General features: G+C 53.2%; 14 protein-coding genes. 1 reads left to right on the top strand and 13 read right to left on the bottom strand.

Annotated elements, in window-relative coordinates; all coding sequences use genetic code 11:
- Positions 1 to 38: 38 nt before the first annotated feature.
- The 4 genes from GCU45_RS04020 to catA form a co-directional block, all read right to left on the bottom strand.
- On the bottom strand, positions 39 to 917 hold the full coding sequence (locus GCU45_RS04020; protein ID WP_105442227.1) for a carbohydrate ABC transporter permease: 879 nt from the start codon (positions 915 to 917) through the stop codon (positions 39 to 41).
- A gap of 15 nt (positions 918 to 932) precedes the next feature.
- Complete coding sequence (locus tag GCU45_RS04025; protein ID WP_076171233.1) at positions 933 to 1,823, bottom strand: carbohydrate ABC transporter permease; 891 nt, start codon at positions 1,821 to 1,823, stop codon at positions 933 to 935.
- Between the two features lie 127 nt (positions 1,824 to 1,950).
- The gene (locus GCU45_RS04030; protein ID WP_152398155.1) at positions 1,951 to 3,303 is read right to left on the bottom strand and encodes an extracellular solute-binding protein; all 1,353 of its coding nucleotides are present in this window, start codon (positions 3,301 to 3,303) and stop codon (positions 1,951 to 1,953) included.
- A 227-nt stretch (positions 3,304 to 3,530) separates the two neighbouring features.
- Entirely contained in the window at positions 3,531 to 4,181 is a 651-nt protein-coding gene (catA, locus tag GCU45_RS04035) for a type A chloramphenicol O-acetyltransferase (RefSeq protein ID WP_152398156.1), read from the bottom strand.
- 220 nt (positions 4,182 to 4,401) lie between these two features.
- On the opposite strand from catA, the gene GCU45_RS04040 reads away from it, so the two are divergent.
- Positions 4,402 to 4,785 (top strand): DUF1259 domain-containing protein, encoded by a 384-nt coding sequence (locus GCU45_RS04040; protein WP_152398157.1) that lies wholly within the window; start codon positions 4,402 to 4,404, stop codon positions 4,783 to 4,785.
- Positions 4,786 to 4,870: 85 nt separating this feature from the next.
- On the opposite strand, the gene GCU45_RS04045 is transcribed toward GCU45_RS04040, so the two are convergent.
- The 9 genes from GCU45_RS04045 to GCU45_RS04085 form a co-directional block, all read right to left on the bottom strand.
- Positions 4,871 to 4,999 carry a sporulation protein YjcZ gene (locus tag GCU45_RS04045; RefSeq protein ID WP_152398158.1) on the bottom strand — a complete coding sequence of 43 codons (129 nt, stop codon included), beginning with the start codon at positions 4,997 to 4,999 and terminating at the stop codon, positions 4,871 to 4,873.
- Between the two features lie 154 nt (positions 5,000 to 5,153).
- Positions 5,154 to 6,482, bottom strand: a complete 1,329-nt coding sequence (gene glnA, locus GCU45_RS04050; RefSeq protein ID WP_152398159.1) for a type I glutamate--ammonia ligase — start codon at positions 6,480 to 6,482, stop codon at positions 5,154 to 5,156.
- 33 nt (positions 6,483 to 6,515) lie between these two features.
- On the bottom strand, positions 6,516 to 6,929 hold the full coding sequence (locus GCU45_RS04055) for a MerR family transcriptional regulator (RefSeq protein WP_076171220.1): 414 nt from the start codon (positions 6,927 to 6,929) through the stop codon (positions 6,516 to 6,518).
- A gap of 87 nt (positions 6,930 to 7,016) precedes the next feature.
- Positions 7,017 to 8,270: a methionine gamma-lyase family protein gene (locus GCU45_RS04060; RefSeq protein ID WP_152398160.1), complete on the bottom strand. Its 1,254-nt coding sequence runs from the start codon at positions 8,268 to 8,270 to the stop codon at positions 7,017 to 7,019.
- A 22-nt stretch (positions 8,271 to 8,292) separates the two neighbouring features.
- Positions 8,293 to 9,597: a GTPase HflX gene (gene hflX / locus GCU45_RS04065; RefSeq protein WP_152398161.1), complete on the bottom strand. Its 1,305-nt coding sequence runs from the start codon at positions 9,595 to 9,597 to the stop codon at positions 8,293 to 8,295.
- A 48-nt stretch (positions 9,598 to 9,645) separates the two neighbouring features.
- On the bottom strand, positions 9,646 to 10,644 hold the full coding sequence (locus GCU45_RS04070) for an AAA family ATPase (protein ID WP_152398162.1): 999 nt from the start codon (positions 10,642 to 10,644) through the stop codon (positions 9,646 to 9,648).
- Positions 10,645 to 10,728: 84 nt separating this feature from the next.
- On the bottom strand, positions 10,729 to 11,385 hold the full coding sequence (locus GCU45_RS04075) for a YdcF family protein (protein WP_152398163.1): 657 nt from the start codon (positions 11,383 to 11,385) through the stop codon (positions 10,729 to 10,731).
- Positions 11,382 to 11,939, bottom strand: a complete 558-nt coding sequence (locus GCU45_RS04080; RefSeq protein WP_152398164.1) for a ribonuclease FAU-1 family protein — start codon at positions 11,937 to 11,939, stop codon at positions 11,382 to 11,384. The genes GCU45_RS04075 and GCU45_RS04080 overlap by 4 nt, the downstream gene beginning before the upstream one ends.
- A gap of 139 nt (positions 11,940 to 12,078) precedes the next feature.
- A complete protein-coding gene (locus GCU45_RS04085; protein WP_152398165.1) occupies positions 12,079 to 14,778 on the bottom strand; it encodes a penicillin-binding protein 1A in 2,700 nt (899 codons plus the stop codon).
- Positions 14,779 to 14,793: the final 15 nt, after the last annotated feature.

Consider the following 14,793-nt stretch of genomic DNA (forward strand, 5'->3'; position numbering starts at 1 on the left):
CCATTTGTCATTCTATCACAGAAGCCGTCTTTGCCCTACTAACCTTTTACTGCACCTGCTACCATACCTTGGGTGATCTTGTCGGCCAGCAGGAAGTAGATAATGATGACCGGAAGCGCGCCCAGCACAAGAAACGCGCCGATGGCCCCATAGTTGACCGAGTATTGGCTGACGAAGCTGTTGACGCCGAACGGCAGTGTTTTCAGCTTTTCTGATGAGATAAACGTCGCAGCCAAAATATATTCGTTCCAGATGTTGATGAATGTCAGGATGCACACCGTCATTACCGGCGGAACCGAGATCGGCAGGATGATGCTCGAGAATATGCGTCCGATCCCCGCTCCGTCCACCACCGCGGATTCTTCGATTTCATGCGGAATGGTTTTCATGAACCCGCTCAGAATAAAGATGGCGATCGGCATGGAAAATGCCACATACGGAAGAATGATCGACAGATGCGTATTCAGGATATGCATGTTTTTGAAAATGATCATGAGCGGCAGCAGCGTCGCCTGCATCGGGATCATCATTCCGATCAAGAATACGACCATGACCGCCCCGCCAAAGCGCCACCGGAAACGGCTGATCGCATAGGCGCACAGGGAGCTGAGAATAATGACGGCAATCATCGTCACGGATGTGACAAAGATGCTGTTCAACAAATAGCGGAAATAGTTGCCCTCCAGCGCAGCACTGTAATTGGCCCACTGCGGCGAATGCGGAAGGGCGAAGAAGCTGCCCGACAAAATTTCTTCATTGGATTTCAAGGAATACAGGAGCAGCCACAACAGTGGATACACCTGGGTTACAAACAGAATGCCCAGCACCAGAAATACGATGGCCTTCGTAACGGAAAACCGTTTGCGTCCGGTTGCGGCCACCTGCTTGTTCAAAGCGACGGCAGTGCTTGTGTTCATTGGCGGTTTCCTCCTTTACGAGTATCGTTTCTCCAGTTTGTTGAAAATGAAGTTGATGCAGAACGTGGCGGCCAGACAGAGCACCACCAGGAATGCGGCGATCGAGCTTCCGTAACCGTATTTCATGGACGTGAACGACATATTGTACATGTGCGTGGAAATGACGTCCGTGGCATGCGCCGGTCCGCCGCCCGTCATGACCATGATCATGTCGAAAGCCTGCAGCGAGCCGATGAAGGCCAGCACAATGGAAATTTTGAAAATCGGGACAATCAGCGGAAACGTAATGTGCCAATCCGCTTTAAAGCCTTCGGCACCGTCGATACGGGCCGCTTCGTACACATCGTCCGGGACATTCGAAATGCCTGTAAATTGAATGAGTGTGTGGTAACCCAGGTACTGCCACAGGGCGACGAAATACAGTGAGTACATGGCGACCGAAGGATCGGTAAGCCAGGCTTTGCCCCAGGAATGCAGTCCGACTGCATCCAGGATTTGATTCAGCATACCGCCCATCGAAGCCGGATTATAGATCGTTTTCCACAGCTGGCCGACGACGACGACGGACAAAATGACCGGTAAAAAGTAGCTGGAAACCAAAAAATTCGGTTTTCGCACGTAACGCTTCAGCAGTATGGCTACAAGCAGTGCGATCGGAATCTCGGCCATAGAGAACACCGCAAACATCAGCGTTCTCCGCACCGACGGCCAAAATACCGAGTCGTGGAACAGCAGCTTTTTGAAATTGGCCAGACCCACGAACGTCGATTCGCCGATCCCGTTCCAGTCCAGCATACCGCTGTACATGGATACGAGGATGGGGACAAACACAATACCGATATAGATGATTAAGCAAGGAAGCACAAACGCGGCAATCGTCCAGCGGGAGACCTTCAGCACGTTCACGACTTACCTCTCCTCCTTCTCCTTCTTGGCTGCAATATTCTCATGGGAATTGAAGGGAACGGCATCCGAAATGCGTTCCCTTCATGTTTAAATCCCTGTTCTCTCTATAACTAGCTGTATCCGTTGTTTATTGATTGTTATCTTCGAACCCGGCTTGATGCTCTTTCGCCACGTCCGCCGAGTTTTTCTTCTGGGCGAACAGGTTCTGAATGCTGGAGAGGTGAACCTGGGCCGTGCCCGGATTCATCGTGTTGTCAAACGCAAGATCTCCGCCTTTGACTTCCTTGAACATGTTCAGCACGTCCATTGCCATGTCGGAATATCCTGCAGCCTTGAAGTCACCGTCCACTTTCTGGCCGATTCCGACCGCGCCTTTAGCTTCAAAGGCTTCTTTCGGGAAGTTCAGCATGAAGTAATTGAGAAACTCCTTCGTTTCTGCAAGATGCTTGCTGTCTGCTGCAATCGCGAACGCGCTGCCCGGTGCCAGCATGAATTCGTCAGGGTTGCCCTTGCCGCCGATCGTCGGGAATTTGAAGACGCCGACTTTGCCGTTTACGGAAGACGATTCAATGCCGCCGGTGGCCCAGGTTCCCATGTAGTACATTGCTGCTTTACCGGTTTTGAACAGGTTCTCGCCGGCGTTGTAATCGAAGGAGGTTGCGCCTTCCTGGAAAGCTCCGGCTTGCACGAGGTTTTGGAATGCGTCAACCGCCTCAACGAAGGCCGGATCTTCAAACGTCTTTTTCTTGTCGAGGACGTCCTTCAGGAATCCAGGGCCGTTGTTCGTGCGAAGCAGCATGTTCATGAACAGGAACGAACCCGTCCAGGTGTCTTTCTCGCCGATTGCCATCGGCTGGATGCCTTTGGATTTCAGCGTTTTGACGACGTCGACCATTTCCTCAAACGTGCTTGGAACCTTCACGCCGCCTTTTTCAAACAGTTCTTTATTGTAGAAGACCACGCCGATGTTGTTGCCGTCCGGTACCGCATAAGTACTGCCGTCAAAGCTGTACCAGTCAAGCAGCCCGTCCTGGAACGTGTCCTTCAGACCGTTCTCGGCCAGCATGTCATCAAGCGGAGCCAGCAGTTTGGCATCGACAAAAGGCTGCATTTGCGCCGCAGGGTTCACGACCGTAATGTCCGGAATTTCCTTGGAGGCCGCCTGCGTTTTCAGCTTCAGCTTCTGCTGGTCGGTGTTAAGCGAATCCAGTTCGATTTTGATATTCGGATGATCCTTCTCATACTGATCCACGATCTTGTTCATGATCTTGTTCTTCGGGTCCGTCGGGTCCGGATAGATGTTTTGGAATGTAATCGTAATGTTCTTGTCCTTCGATGTGTCGGATGTGCTGCTGTTGGATCCGGCCGCGCCCGATGCGCTGCTGCCAGAATCCTCCTTGTTACCGCTTCCACAAGCCGTAAGACTAAGCGCCAAGGTGCCTGTAAGCACGATGCTTAATAATTTCGACATCTTTGCCATCTTGTTATCCCCTTTTTGTTTGGTATGGGTTCATTATGCCGCGATTCGACTCGAAAAGGGAGGTGAGAAATTCAGGAAATAGGTTTAATTTCTAAAGGTCCCCTTAAATGATCGCCCCAGACAATGCAATATTATAAACGAGGCATTGCTGAACAATCGACAAAAAAAGGAACCCTGTAAGGGTCCCCTGAGAATCCTTTCATGCTCATTTATAGCGTGTACATCCCTCAATCCATCCAATCGGTGCAGGTGTCGGCGAGCTGCTGCAGTTCTTGCAGAAACATTCCGGCATGGTACCCGTCACAGACGGCATGATGCACCTGCAGCGAAACCGGGAGCAGAACGTGCTTCCCTTCCCGAAAATACTTGCCCCCCGTGATGATCGGCAGCAGATAGCTTCCGCCATGATCCAGATTCAGGTTAAAGCCGGTAAAACTGACCCATGGAATCATGGATACGGAGAAAGTATGAGGCGGCATGTCTTTTTTCGTAAACAGCCCCATGCTCTCCCCATAGCGGAGCTGATCCTCCCGGTAAAGTTCCATAAAGCTCCGGCAGCTGCTGCTGTACTCAGTCCAGATCGCGGAGAAGGTATGGTTTTCCGGGTGAAAAATCGTATAACAAGGACTCATTTGCTCCCAGTAGCCAACCTGCTCCTCCCGAATATCCATCCGAAACTCCACATGCGCATTTACGATTCTGGACAGCATGTACAAAAAGGCGGGGTACAGCTTCATCCCCCTCTTCTTCAGCTCGCCCAGCAGCAAGGTGATCTCGATGTTGGCTGTCATGCTGAAGGTGCACCGGTTCTGTTGGAAATAGTGGTCAAAATATGGCTGTCTGTCCCACTGCCCGATTTGGATCGGAATAAATTTCATGTATGAACCCTCCTAAAATGTGTATTTCGCGATTTTAGGAGGGTAAATCAACGGATTTCACCACGACACTCACTCCATGTACAGGATTGGTTACTATGCCATTGTATCCAATTTCGCTGGATAACAAAACAATTTTATAGAGTTATAGACTCCTGCTTTTCCTTTCAACCGCTCTATTGCATAAGTTAGAGCAACGAGAGAGGAAAGGAGAAATCCGTTTATGAACATTTCCAAATCGCTGTGCGACCGGTTAGCCGCCATTCTCGGAGGCAAGGGCACGTCGGACGGAAAGAGCTGCTCCATCATGATCGAAAGAAAGCTGAATGCCAAAATTCTCGGCAGAAACTATGAAACCGAGCACGAAATCACGATTCAATCTTTGAAAAACGGCACAACGCTCAACACAGCTGAAATCACGCTGCTTCAGTCGGAAGGCCAGCGCTTTACCAGTGCCGCCCGCAAGCAGGGTTTTAAAGTGACCGCTATCCACAATCACTGGCTCTTTGAAAAGCCGAGACTGATGTACCTTCATTTGGAAACGGTCGAGAACCCCGTTACGTTTGCCAGAAAATTAAGAGCGGCTTTAAATGTGCTGAAAAAGTAATTTGTGTGCACCACAGATACGATTATGCCGATCCCGACAAGAAAAGCCCGTCGGCATCTGCCGACGGGCTTTCAGCTCCTTTATTTTAGTAAATAAAGGCTCTTGTGATGATAACCAGCAGGATGAAGAGAACCAGGATTGCTCCTACGCCTCCGCCCCACAGACCACCATAACCGTATCCTACTCCAACGCCTCCAACAACGCCATCGCTCATGTGATAACCTCCTTGATTTATAAGGTACACCATATTCATATGGCAAAAAGCATAAAGAGGTATAGGCTAAATGGTAAGAAAGGTGAGATTGGGTTTCCGCCGGGCTGCCGAAAAAAATCCCCCGCACCGGTCAGGTGCAGGGGATTGTCCACTCTTAGTACAGCGTGATGTATTGATCGCGCTCCCATTGATGAACTTGCGTTCTATACATATCCCATTCGATTTCCTTCAGCTCGTAGAAGTGAGCCAGGGCATGCTCGCCGAGCGCGTCGATGATGACTTCGTCGCGGATGAGTTCGCCGAGGGCTTCCTTCAGGTCAGCCGGCAGGCTTGGGATGCCTTCTTCAATGCGCTCTTCTTCGGACATCACGTAGATGTTGCGGTCGATCGGCGCCGGCAGCTTCAGCTCGCTGCTGATGCCGTCAAGGCCGGCTCTCAGCATAACGGCAAGCGCCAGGTACGGGTTCGCTGCAGGATCCGGGTTACGAACTTCAACGCGTGTGCTCAAACCGCGGGAAGCCGGAATCCGGATCATCGGGCTGCGGTTGCTGCCGGACCAAGCCACGTAGCACGGAGCTTCATAACCTGGAACGAGGCGCTTGTAAGAGTTGACCGTCGGGTTCGTGATGGCTGCCATGGCGCGGGCATGCTTCAGCACACCTGCCATGTAATAGCGGGCGGTCGCGCTCAGGCCCAGCTCGTCAGACTCATCGTAGAAGGCGTTCTCGTTGCCTTTGAACAGCGACTGGTGGCAGTGCATACCGGAACCGTTCACGCCGAACAGCGGCTTCGGCATAAAGGTCGCATGCAGGCCATGCTGACGGGCAATTGTTTTAACGACCAGTTTGAACGTTTGGATCTGGTCCGCTGCCTTCACGGCGTTCTCGTATTTAAAGTCGATCTCGTGCTGTCCCGGCGCCACTTCGTGGTGGGAAGCCTCGATTTCAAATCCCATTTCTTCCAGCGTCAATACGATCTCGCGGCGGCAGTTCTCGCCGAGGTCTGTCGGAGCCAGGTCAAAATATCCGCCCTGGTCGTTCAGTTCCGTCGTCGGATTGCCTTTCTCGTCGGTCTTGAACAGAAAAAATTCCGGCTCCGGACCTACGTTCATGGACGTGTAGCCCATCGCTTCCGCTTCTTTCAGGTTGCGTTTCAGAATACCGCGAGGGTCTCCGGCAAACGGAGTGCCATCCGGCATATAAATGTCACAGATGAGACGCGCAACGCGGTCTTCCGTCACCCAAGGGAAAATGACCCAAGTGTCCAAATCCGGATACAGGTACATATCGGATTCCTCGATGCGCACATACCCTTCGATGGAAGATCCATCGAACATCATTTTATTGTCGAGCGCCTTCTTCAGCTGGCTGACGGGAATCTCCACATTTTTGATCGTTCCCAGCAAGTCGGTGAATTGAAGACGGATAAAACGGACGTTCTCTTCCTCCGCAATACGCAGAATATCCTCTTTAGTATAACTCACGATATCCTCTCCCTTTCTCACATGTGATTCCTGTTATTTTTTATTAAAAAACCGGGACAGCTCGCCTTGAATCAATGAGACCTGACCCGGTCTCTTACCAGATACCAGCTGCTGCTTCAGCAATCGGTGCAGCTGAGATTCCGACAGTTCTCTGCGCTTTACCTCGGTGTCGGCATTAAGGACAGTGGCTTCCTCAGACTCTTTGGACACAGGATTCATGACCTGCTTGATTCCCGCGATGTTGACGCCCTTCTCAATGAGCGCCTTAATCTCCAGCAATCTCTCCACATCGTTAAACGAGAACAACCGCTGGTTGCCGGAGGTGCGCGCAGGCACGATCAAATTGTGCTGTTCGTAATACCGGATCTGCCGCGCGGACAAATCGGTCAGCTTCATGACGATACCTATCGGGAATAATGCCATGTTTCTGCGAATTTCATCACCCATGACTCATCTCAACCTTCCACATGAACTATTTCTCATGTTCCATTGTACATTTCATGATATCACACGTCAATAACGTGTCAGATAAACTTACAATAATTTTCGATTTTTCATCGTCTGTAACGCCATCATTACGCCATATTTGACGTGTGAATAGGTGAGTCCGCCCTGCATGTATCCGATATAAGGCTCCCGGATCGGCGCGTCTGCAGACAGCTCCAGGCTTCCCCCTTGAATGAACGTCCCGGCAGCCATAATGACCGGATGCTCGTAGCCGGGCATGTCCCACGGCTCGGGAACGACGTGGCTGTCGACCGCTGCCGCGCGCTGGATCCCCTGAACGAAAGCGATCAAATGATCCGGTCCGGTAAAGGAAATGGCCTGGATCAGGTCGGTGCGCTTCTCGTTCCATGCCGGCTTGCTCTCGAACCCCGCCTGCTCAAACATCGCGGCTGCGAAAATGCTGCCCTTGACCGCTTGTCCCACAAGCGTCGGCGCAAGGAAGAGCCCCTGGTAAATCCCTCGGGTCGCTCCCAGCATCGCTCCCACCTCACCGCCAATGCCCGGTGCGGTCAGCCGATAGGCTGCAAGATCGACGAGGGCTTGTCTGCCGCAAATATAGCCGCCGGTTTCGGCTATGCCCCCACCGGGGTTTTTGATCAGCGAGCCCGCCATCAGATCTACTCCGACCTGCGTCGGCTCTATTTCCTCCGTAAATTCGCCGTAGCAGTTGTCCACGAACACGATCACATCCGGCTTGATTTGCTTCACGCGCCGAACCATTTCGCCAATCTGCTCCACCGTGAACGAGGAACGCCAGTCATAGCCGCGCGACCGCTGGATGCCGATCACCTTCGTTGAGCCAGAAATGCCGGCTTCTACAGCCACCCAGTCTACGTCTCCTGACGCAGTCAAGGCAGCTTCGCGGTAAGTAATCCCGAAATCGGCCAGGGAGCCCGTACCATCCCCTTTGCGGCCGATCACCTTATGTAATGTATCGTACGGCCGTCCGGTAATGTAGAACAGCTCGTCCCCAGGACGAAGCACCCCGAACAAGGCCGTTGAAATCGTATGGGTCCCGGAAGCAAAATGCGGGCGTACCAGAGCTGCTTCGGCTCCGAATACGTCCGCATACACCAAGTCAAGCACTTCTCTTCCTCGGTCGTTATAGGCATAACCGGTTGAGCCGGCGAAATGAAAATCGCTCACCTGATGGCGCTGGAACGCTTCGATGACCTTCCACTGATTATGGTCCACGATTCCGTCCACCGTCCGGAGCTGATCTTCGATCCGCCGCTCGGCTGTATCTTTCCACTGTATAAGTTCGTCTGCAAATGTTACCATGTTCCCGGTTTCTCCTCACTTCTCATTGGTCAGAAGGTCTGACCTGTTCTTTATAGCTCTCTACGATGTAACCGTACTTCTCATAGTCAGGCTTGTGCACCTGCACCGTATAAATCATATCATCATTGTCGGCATCCTGGCCAATCACTTCGCCGACCCGGTGCAGCTGGGACAATATATCACCGCGTCCGGCAGGTACGCGGAAGGTTAATGTATCTCCCGTCAGCCTCGTCTGTACTGCTTCGCGAACGGCCAGCAGATCTCCTTCCGAAAAAGCGCTGATTTTTAAATAACCCGTCCCGGACGGCAGCATCTCCAGCTGCTCCGGTGTGCAGGCGTCTTTTTTGTTAAAAAGGATCAGCTGCGGCTTGTCAGCCGCCCCCAGCTCTTCCAGAATGGAATCCACCACCCGCATTTGTTCGTCCCGCATCTCCGATGATGCGTCAACGACGTGCAGCACGAGATCAGCTTCATTCACTTCCTCCAGCGTGGCGCGGAACGCGGCGACGAGGTCATGCGGGAGGTTCTGTATGAAGCCGACCGTGTCGGTCAGGATCACTTCACTTCCGCCTGGCAGCTTCATGATGCGCGAGGTCGGATCCAGCGTCGCAAACAGCTGGTTTTCGATATAGACGTCAGCGTTGGTCAGCTGTTTGAGCAGCGTTGATTTGCCCGCGTTCGTGTAGCCCACCAGCGCGACCTGGACCACCCCGCTCTTCTGCCGGCGGCCGCGGTGCAGCTTCCGGTGCTTGGTAACCTCTTCAAGCTGGCGCTTCAGGTCGCCGATCCGACCGCGGATGTGCCGGCGGTCGGTCTCCAGCTTGCTTTCCCCCGGTCCCCGCGTCCCGATTCCCCCGCCGAGACGGGAAAGGTTTTTGCCGTGTCCGGACAGCCGTGGCAGCAGGTACGTCAGCTGAGCCAGCTCCACCTGGATAATCCCTTCGCGCGTTTTGGCGCGCTGGGCGAAAATATCCAGGATAAGCTGGGTGCGGTCGATGATTTTGGCATCGAGAGCCTCCTCCAGGTTCCGGACCTGGGCGCCGGAGAGCTCCTGATCAAAGATGGCCGTATTGCCGCCATGCATTTCCAGAATCTGCTTCAGCTCTTCCACCTTGCCCTTGCCGATAAACCATCTCGCATCCGGTACATCCCGGTTCTGCACTAGCATTTCCAGCACTTCCACGCCGGCCGTCTCGGCCAGCCGGACGAGCTCTTGAAGCGAGTGCTCCGTATTCATGCCGGATCTCTTCACCTCGTCGGTCACCAGGCTGACCAGTACGGCCCGGTCCGGAATTTCATGATTCGTGTCATACGTTTGGTTTGCCATGATGATCTGCTCCTTTTCGCTTCAGCGTCCAATGCTGCAAAATAAAGATCAGTTCAAACTGCCGGGCGCGCCTTTGGCTTCCAGCTTAAAATCCTCGGTCCGGAGCGTCATAAGCTCCAGCTTACCCGGGTTGCTGTGCGCATAATGATTCAGCAGCCGCACAGCCTGATTCCGTATTGACTTCTCGATCGTGTTGCGAACGTACCTCGCATTGCTGAAGGCGTGCTCGCTTTCGCCTTTCTCCTGAATCAAGTGCTGCCTCAATTTTAGTATCGCCTGCGGCATCAGGATGTAGTCCCGCTCCTTGGCCATCAGCTCGGAGATCTGGATCAGCTGATCGATCGTATAATCTGGGAAATCGACCTGAATCGGAAAACGCGACGGAAGCCCCGGATTCGTTTGCAGAAAAAAGTCAATCTCCTCGGAATATCCGGCAAGAATCAGAATGAACTGATTTTTGTGGTCTTCCATCGCCTTGACCAGCGTATCGATCGCCTCTTTGCCGAAATCCTTCTCGCCGCCTCTGGCCAGACTGTACGCTTCATCGATAAAAAGAATACCGCCAAGCGCCTTCTTGACCAAGTCCCTGGTTTTCTGCGCGGTATGTCCAATATACTCACCGACGAGGTCGGCGCGTTCCACTTCGATCAGGTGGCCTTTGCTCAGCACACCCATTTTTTGAAACAGCTTGGCGATGATTCGTGCTACTGTGGTTTTACCCGTGCCGGGGTTCCCTTTAAACACCATATGATATACATGTCCGCCGCTGGCCAGCCCCGCTTCCTGACGCATATGGGCGATTTGGAGCATGGCGTAAATTTCAAACACGAAATCCTTGATGCTGTCCAGCCCAACCAGCTGATCCAGCTCTTTTTGAATTTCCTGATACAGGCTGTGCTGAGCTGTATTCTTCTGGGCAAGGACCGATTCCTTCTCCGGAACGGCGCTGCTGACGACAGGAGGCTCCTGGCTGCGCAAAATCACATTGATTTGTCTGGATGGCCTGCCCTCCGGCCGGCCGTTCGCGGCCGCTATACGCCCGTTCATGCATCCATCACCTCATTTATCTACAGAGATGTATTCTCTATTCAATGTATTCTACTTGCCCAGGCGTTATTAGCAGTTTCCCATCTATTTCAGGCCTGTCAGCAGCAGCAGCTCATCCAGCTTCCATTTGGTGTAGGCCAGCACTTCCCGCGGCTTGTGATACTTCATCTGCAGCGTTCTGGACTCTGTTAAACCAAGGGCCGGTCGGGTGTAGTCCAAAAATTTCGCAATGTCCAATGAGCGCATGCCATGGTATTGATGCGTAACGATGACGGCGCTTTGCCATCCCCGCTCTCTCATAATCTCCCGGCTGAACAGCAAATTTTCATAGGTACTCGTCGCCTTGTTTTCCAGAATGATAGCCGATGCCGGCACGCCGTGGTCCACCAGGTAATTCCGCATGCCTTCGGCTTCGGTATACTTGTAATCCGCCCGGTCCAGGCCGCCGGTGACGATAATATATGGAAACTTGCCTTCCTGATAGAGGCGGAGCCCTTCGTCCAAGCGTTCCCGGAGACCGGGGCTCGGGGAGTCCCCCCACATCGATGCGCCGAGTATAATGCCTACATCGCTTGCCGATGCCGGTACGGAGCTGTGGGCCCCGTTCATGAGCCGCCATGCATACCCGATCCACAGCAGTCCGAGCAGGACCAGAACGGCGAAGGTAATCAGCAGCTTCCGAAACACGGACATTTTCTTACGCTTGGTTACGGCCACCGGCCCCCCACTGCGGGCGTTCATGACTTCCTCCGGAATTCACCGTTGTCAAATAGTCGCTTCCGGTCCTCAAGGGACATGAGGAAGTACGGAAACTGATGCGCATCAATGGCTTTCATCACATTCTTCGCCGTTGAGATTGCCAATTGGTAGTCTTCCTTGGTGATATCCCCACGGGTCAGCGCATCATCCAGTTCGTCCTCATCCAGCAGGAACACCTCTCCGTTTCGAAGGACGACCACATCCAGATACAAATCGTCAAACCAAGGCACGCCTTGTTCCGTGACCCCCTGCGTTTTGCAGGTGTCGATGTACCATTGGATAATTTCGCTCCGTTCGTCGAACATCGCCGTGACAATATAATGGCTGTTATGGGGAAAGTACTGCAGCCACGAGTATCCTTTATCCGCGATGCGGTAGGTGTGATTTCCGTAGTTTTTCCAGAGCGGTTCTTTCAGGTTGTAAATCGTGTACAACGTAATATAGCCTGTGAATGCGTCGCTCTCAAAATAACGGCAGGCGAAGCGGCGGCGGGAAATCCGGCGCCAGTTCGCTCGATCTCCAAATTTTCGTTTCATGGAAAATTCCCTCTCCAATATGGTGTCTTCAGCTTATCACATTTGGGAATCACACTCAAAATATTGCCTGACAGAAGGCGGACAGCAAAAAAAAGACCCCCAATTGAAAGGGGTCTAAAACAAAACTTATTCTATTCGGTTACGGAGTGGTCACGGTTCCTGTGCTGCCGGAACTGGAATCACCCGGGTTTTGGAAGGTCGTTCCGTCGGTGCTTCCGGTTCCGTCACTGCTGCCATTGTCGGTCGTTCCGCCGTTCTCAGGCGGGGTTATCGTACCTGTGCCGCTATCGCCGGTTGTATCCCCGCTAGATCCGTCGCTGCCGTTATTGGCGCCGCCTCCATGGCCACTGCCGTTGTTGCCATTGGAACCGCCGTTCCCGTTGCCGTTCCCATTGCCGCTATTGCCCGGGCCGCCGTCATTCCAATTTCCATTATTGCCGTTATCGTTCCCATTTCCGTTACCCATATCCCCGTTGTCACCGCCCTGGCCGTTGTCGGTATTGCCGTTATCCGGATTACCGTTTCCGTCCTGACCGTTATCTCCGTTGTTCTGATCAGGCGGGGTTTGTTCGTCAGGCGGTGTATCGATCGTGATCTGCACCGTATTGGACGGATCCGACTCGGTACCCGAATCCGGGAAATATGCCGTGACATAGTATTCGTACGTCATACCCGGCAGTGCCCCCATATCCTGGGCCGTCGTACTGGTAACGCCATCCAAAATCAGCGAGTAGTTCGCTTCAGACGATTCTTTACGGTAGATACGATACTGGGCGTTACCGGATTCCACGCCGTTCCAGCCCAGCGTGACCGTCTGGGTGTCGATGTTGTAATCGGCGCTCAAGCCGCTTACGTGGCCCTGGTTCTGATCCTGCTCCGGTTCCTTCACCGGCTCCTGATCTTTGACTTTGTCCGGAACCGGGAACTCCTTCTGAGGGAAGTCCTTCACGACCTGGTCCATGACCTTGCCCCAGAAAGCCGCCGCCAGCGGACTGCTGTTGTGCAGCAGATGCGTTTTGTCCGGCTTGTCATAGCCCATCCAAACCGCAGCGGTCAGCTCCGGCGTGTAGCCGACGAACCATACGTCGCGGTTCGATTTGACACCGGTATAACCGCTTTGCGTTGTGCCTGTCTTACCCGCTACCGGACGGTCGATTCTAGCTTTCCGGCCCGTACCGTCCTCAACGACCTTTTTCATCATTTCGGTCATTTGGTATGCGGTATTTTCGCTCATGACTTTCTTGGCGCTGTCTTTATGCTCATAAACCGGCTTTTCGTCGCTGTCGACGATCTTCTTGATCGCGTACGCCTCGTTCATCTTGCCGCCGTTGGCAAAGGCGCTGTACGCCTGGGCCATTTCCAGCGTGTTCGTTCCCTTGCTGATACCGCCGAGCGCCATCGCCAGGTTCTTGTCATCTTCGGTCAGCTGAATGCCGAGGGATTCCGCGAATTTGAAGCCGGTATTTACCCCGATTTGGTTCAGCAGCCATACAGCCGGAATGTTCTCGGATTTCTGGATCGCTTCGGCCATGCCGATCGTATCCGAGTATCCGTGCAGGTTGCCTGGGCAGTAGCTGCCGAAGCACTGCTTCTTGTTGCTGAGCGACGAGTACATATCGAACTTGCCGCTTTCCAGCGCAGGCGCGTACGATACGATCGGCTTAAAGGCCGACCCCGGCTGCCTGCGGCTGTTCGTGACGCGGCTGTAGCCGCCGCGCGTATAATCCCGTCCGCCTAGCAGGGCGACGAGCGCGCCAGACTCCTGGTTCATGATGACCATGGAGCCCTGCACCGGCTGGTCATCCGGGCTTTTCTCGAAGTTCGATTCGTCCGCAAATTCTTTCTCCAGCACTTTCTGGGCGTTCGAATCCATCGTCGTATAAATTTTGTATCCGCCGATGTTCAGATCGTCTTCGCTGAGCCCGGTAACGTCTTCCGCCTCATTCATGACGTAGTCCATGAAGTTCTGGTACTGCAGCTGTTTTTTCGGCGGTTTATACGTATATTCGACTTTTTTCGCGGCGTCGGCCTCTTCCTGCGTGATGTACCCTTCCTGGGCCATCAGGTTCAGCACGACGGCGCGGCGCTCCTTGGACAAGTCCGGATTGCGCACCGGATTGTATTTCGATGGACCCTTCGGCATTGCCGCTAAGGTAGCCATTTGCCATACCTTCAACTGATTCAAATCGCTTACGCCGAAATAATACTTCGACGCTTCCTTGATTCCGTAGATTTGCCCGCCGAAATTGATCCGGTTCAAGTACATCGTAATGATGTCGTCCTTGTTCATGTTCCGTTCCAGCGCCATGGCGATGGACACTTCAGTCGCCTTCCGGAAGAACGTTTTGTCCCGGGTCAGAAAAATGTTTTTGGCGAGCTGCTGCGTAATGGTACTCCCGCCTTCGACCTTGGATCTGGCGATGACGTCCTTGACGGCCGCCCGGCCGATCGACCACAGGTCGACGCCGCTGTGCTCATAGAAGCGTTTGTCCTCTGTCGCCACAAAAGCTTCCTTCAGCAGCTTCGGAATATCCTCGCTCTGGACCGGATCGCTCTTCTGCAGGGACAGCTCGCCCATCAGATTGCCATTGCGGTCGAATACCTTAGATGTTTCGTGAACGGTCAGCTTATCCTTGTTCGCCTGCAGCAGGCGCTCCCCGTTGACCGTAATATACAAATATCCGGCAAGCGCACAGAAGATAGCAAATGCACAGGTGAAAAATAACGTCCAAAACACGCGCTTTCCGGATATTTTTTTCTTCTTATTCTTGGTTGTCTTTTTCATTGTCTTGGGCTGTTCTTTGTTTCTATCAGACCTCGACAGCTTGTTGTTGTCCATGGTACCCTCCTGACT

Source organism: Paenibacillus cellulositrophicus (assembly GCF_009363095.1).
GTDB classification, from domain to species: Bacteria; Bacillota; Bacilli; order Paenibacillales; family Paenibacillaceae; genus Paenibacillus_AQ; species Paenibacillus_AQ favisporus.

What these genes read in the sequence shown, in the direction of transcription:
- GCU45_RS04020 (WP_105442227.1), bottom strand. Translation starts at nt 917, where the DNA reads ATGAACACAAGCACTGCCGTCGCTTTGAACAAGCAGGTGGCCGCAACC.
- GCU45_RS04040 (WP_152398157.1), top strand. Translation starts at nt 4,402, where the DNA reads ATGAACATTTCCAAATCGCTGTGCGACCGGTTAGCCGCCATTCTCGGA.
- GCU45_RS04085 (WP_152398165.1), bottom strand. Translation starts at nt 14,778, where the DNA reads ATGGACAACAACAAGCTGTCGAGGTCTGATAGAAACAAAGAACAGCCC.
- GCU45_RS04055 (WP_076171220.1), bottom strand. Translation starts at nt 6,929, where the DNA reads ATGGGTGATGAAATTCGCAGAAACATGGCATTATTCCCGATAGGTATC.
- GCU45_RS04080 (WP_152398164.1), bottom strand. Translation starts at nt 11,939, where the DNA reads ATGAAACGAAAATTTGGAGATCGAGCGAACTGGCGCCGGATTTCCCGC.
- GCU45_RS04075 (WP_152398163.1), bottom strand. Translation starts at nt 11,385, where the DNA reads ATGAACGCCCGCAGTGGGGGGCCGGTGGCCGTAACCAAGCGTAAGAAA.
- GCU45_RS04060 (WP_152398160.1), bottom strand. Translation starts at nt 8,270, where the DNA reads ATGGTAACATTTGCAGACGAACTTATACAGTGGAAAGATACAGCCGAG.
- GCU45_RS04045 (WP_152398158.1), bottom strand. Translation starts at nt 4,999, where the DNA reads ATGAGCGATGGCGTTGTTGGAGGCGTTGGAGTAGGATACGGTTATGGT.
- catA (WP_152398156.1), bottom strand. Translation starts at nt 4,181, where the DNA reads ATGAAATTTATTCCGATCCAAATCGGGCAGTGGGACAGACAGCCATAT.
- hflX (WP_152398161.1), bottom strand. Translation starts at nt 9,597, where the DNA reads ATGGCAAACCAAACGTATGACACGAATCATGAAATTCCGGACCGGGCC.
- GCU45_RS04030 (WP_152398155.1), bottom strand. Translation starts at nt 3,303, where the DNA reads ATGGCAAAGATGTCGAAATTATTAAGCATCGTGCTTACAGGCACCTTG.
- GCU45_RS04070 (WP_152398162.1), bottom strand. Translation starts at nt 10,644, where the DNA reads ATGAACGGGCGTATAGCGGCCGCGAACGGCCGGCCGGAGGGCAGGCCA.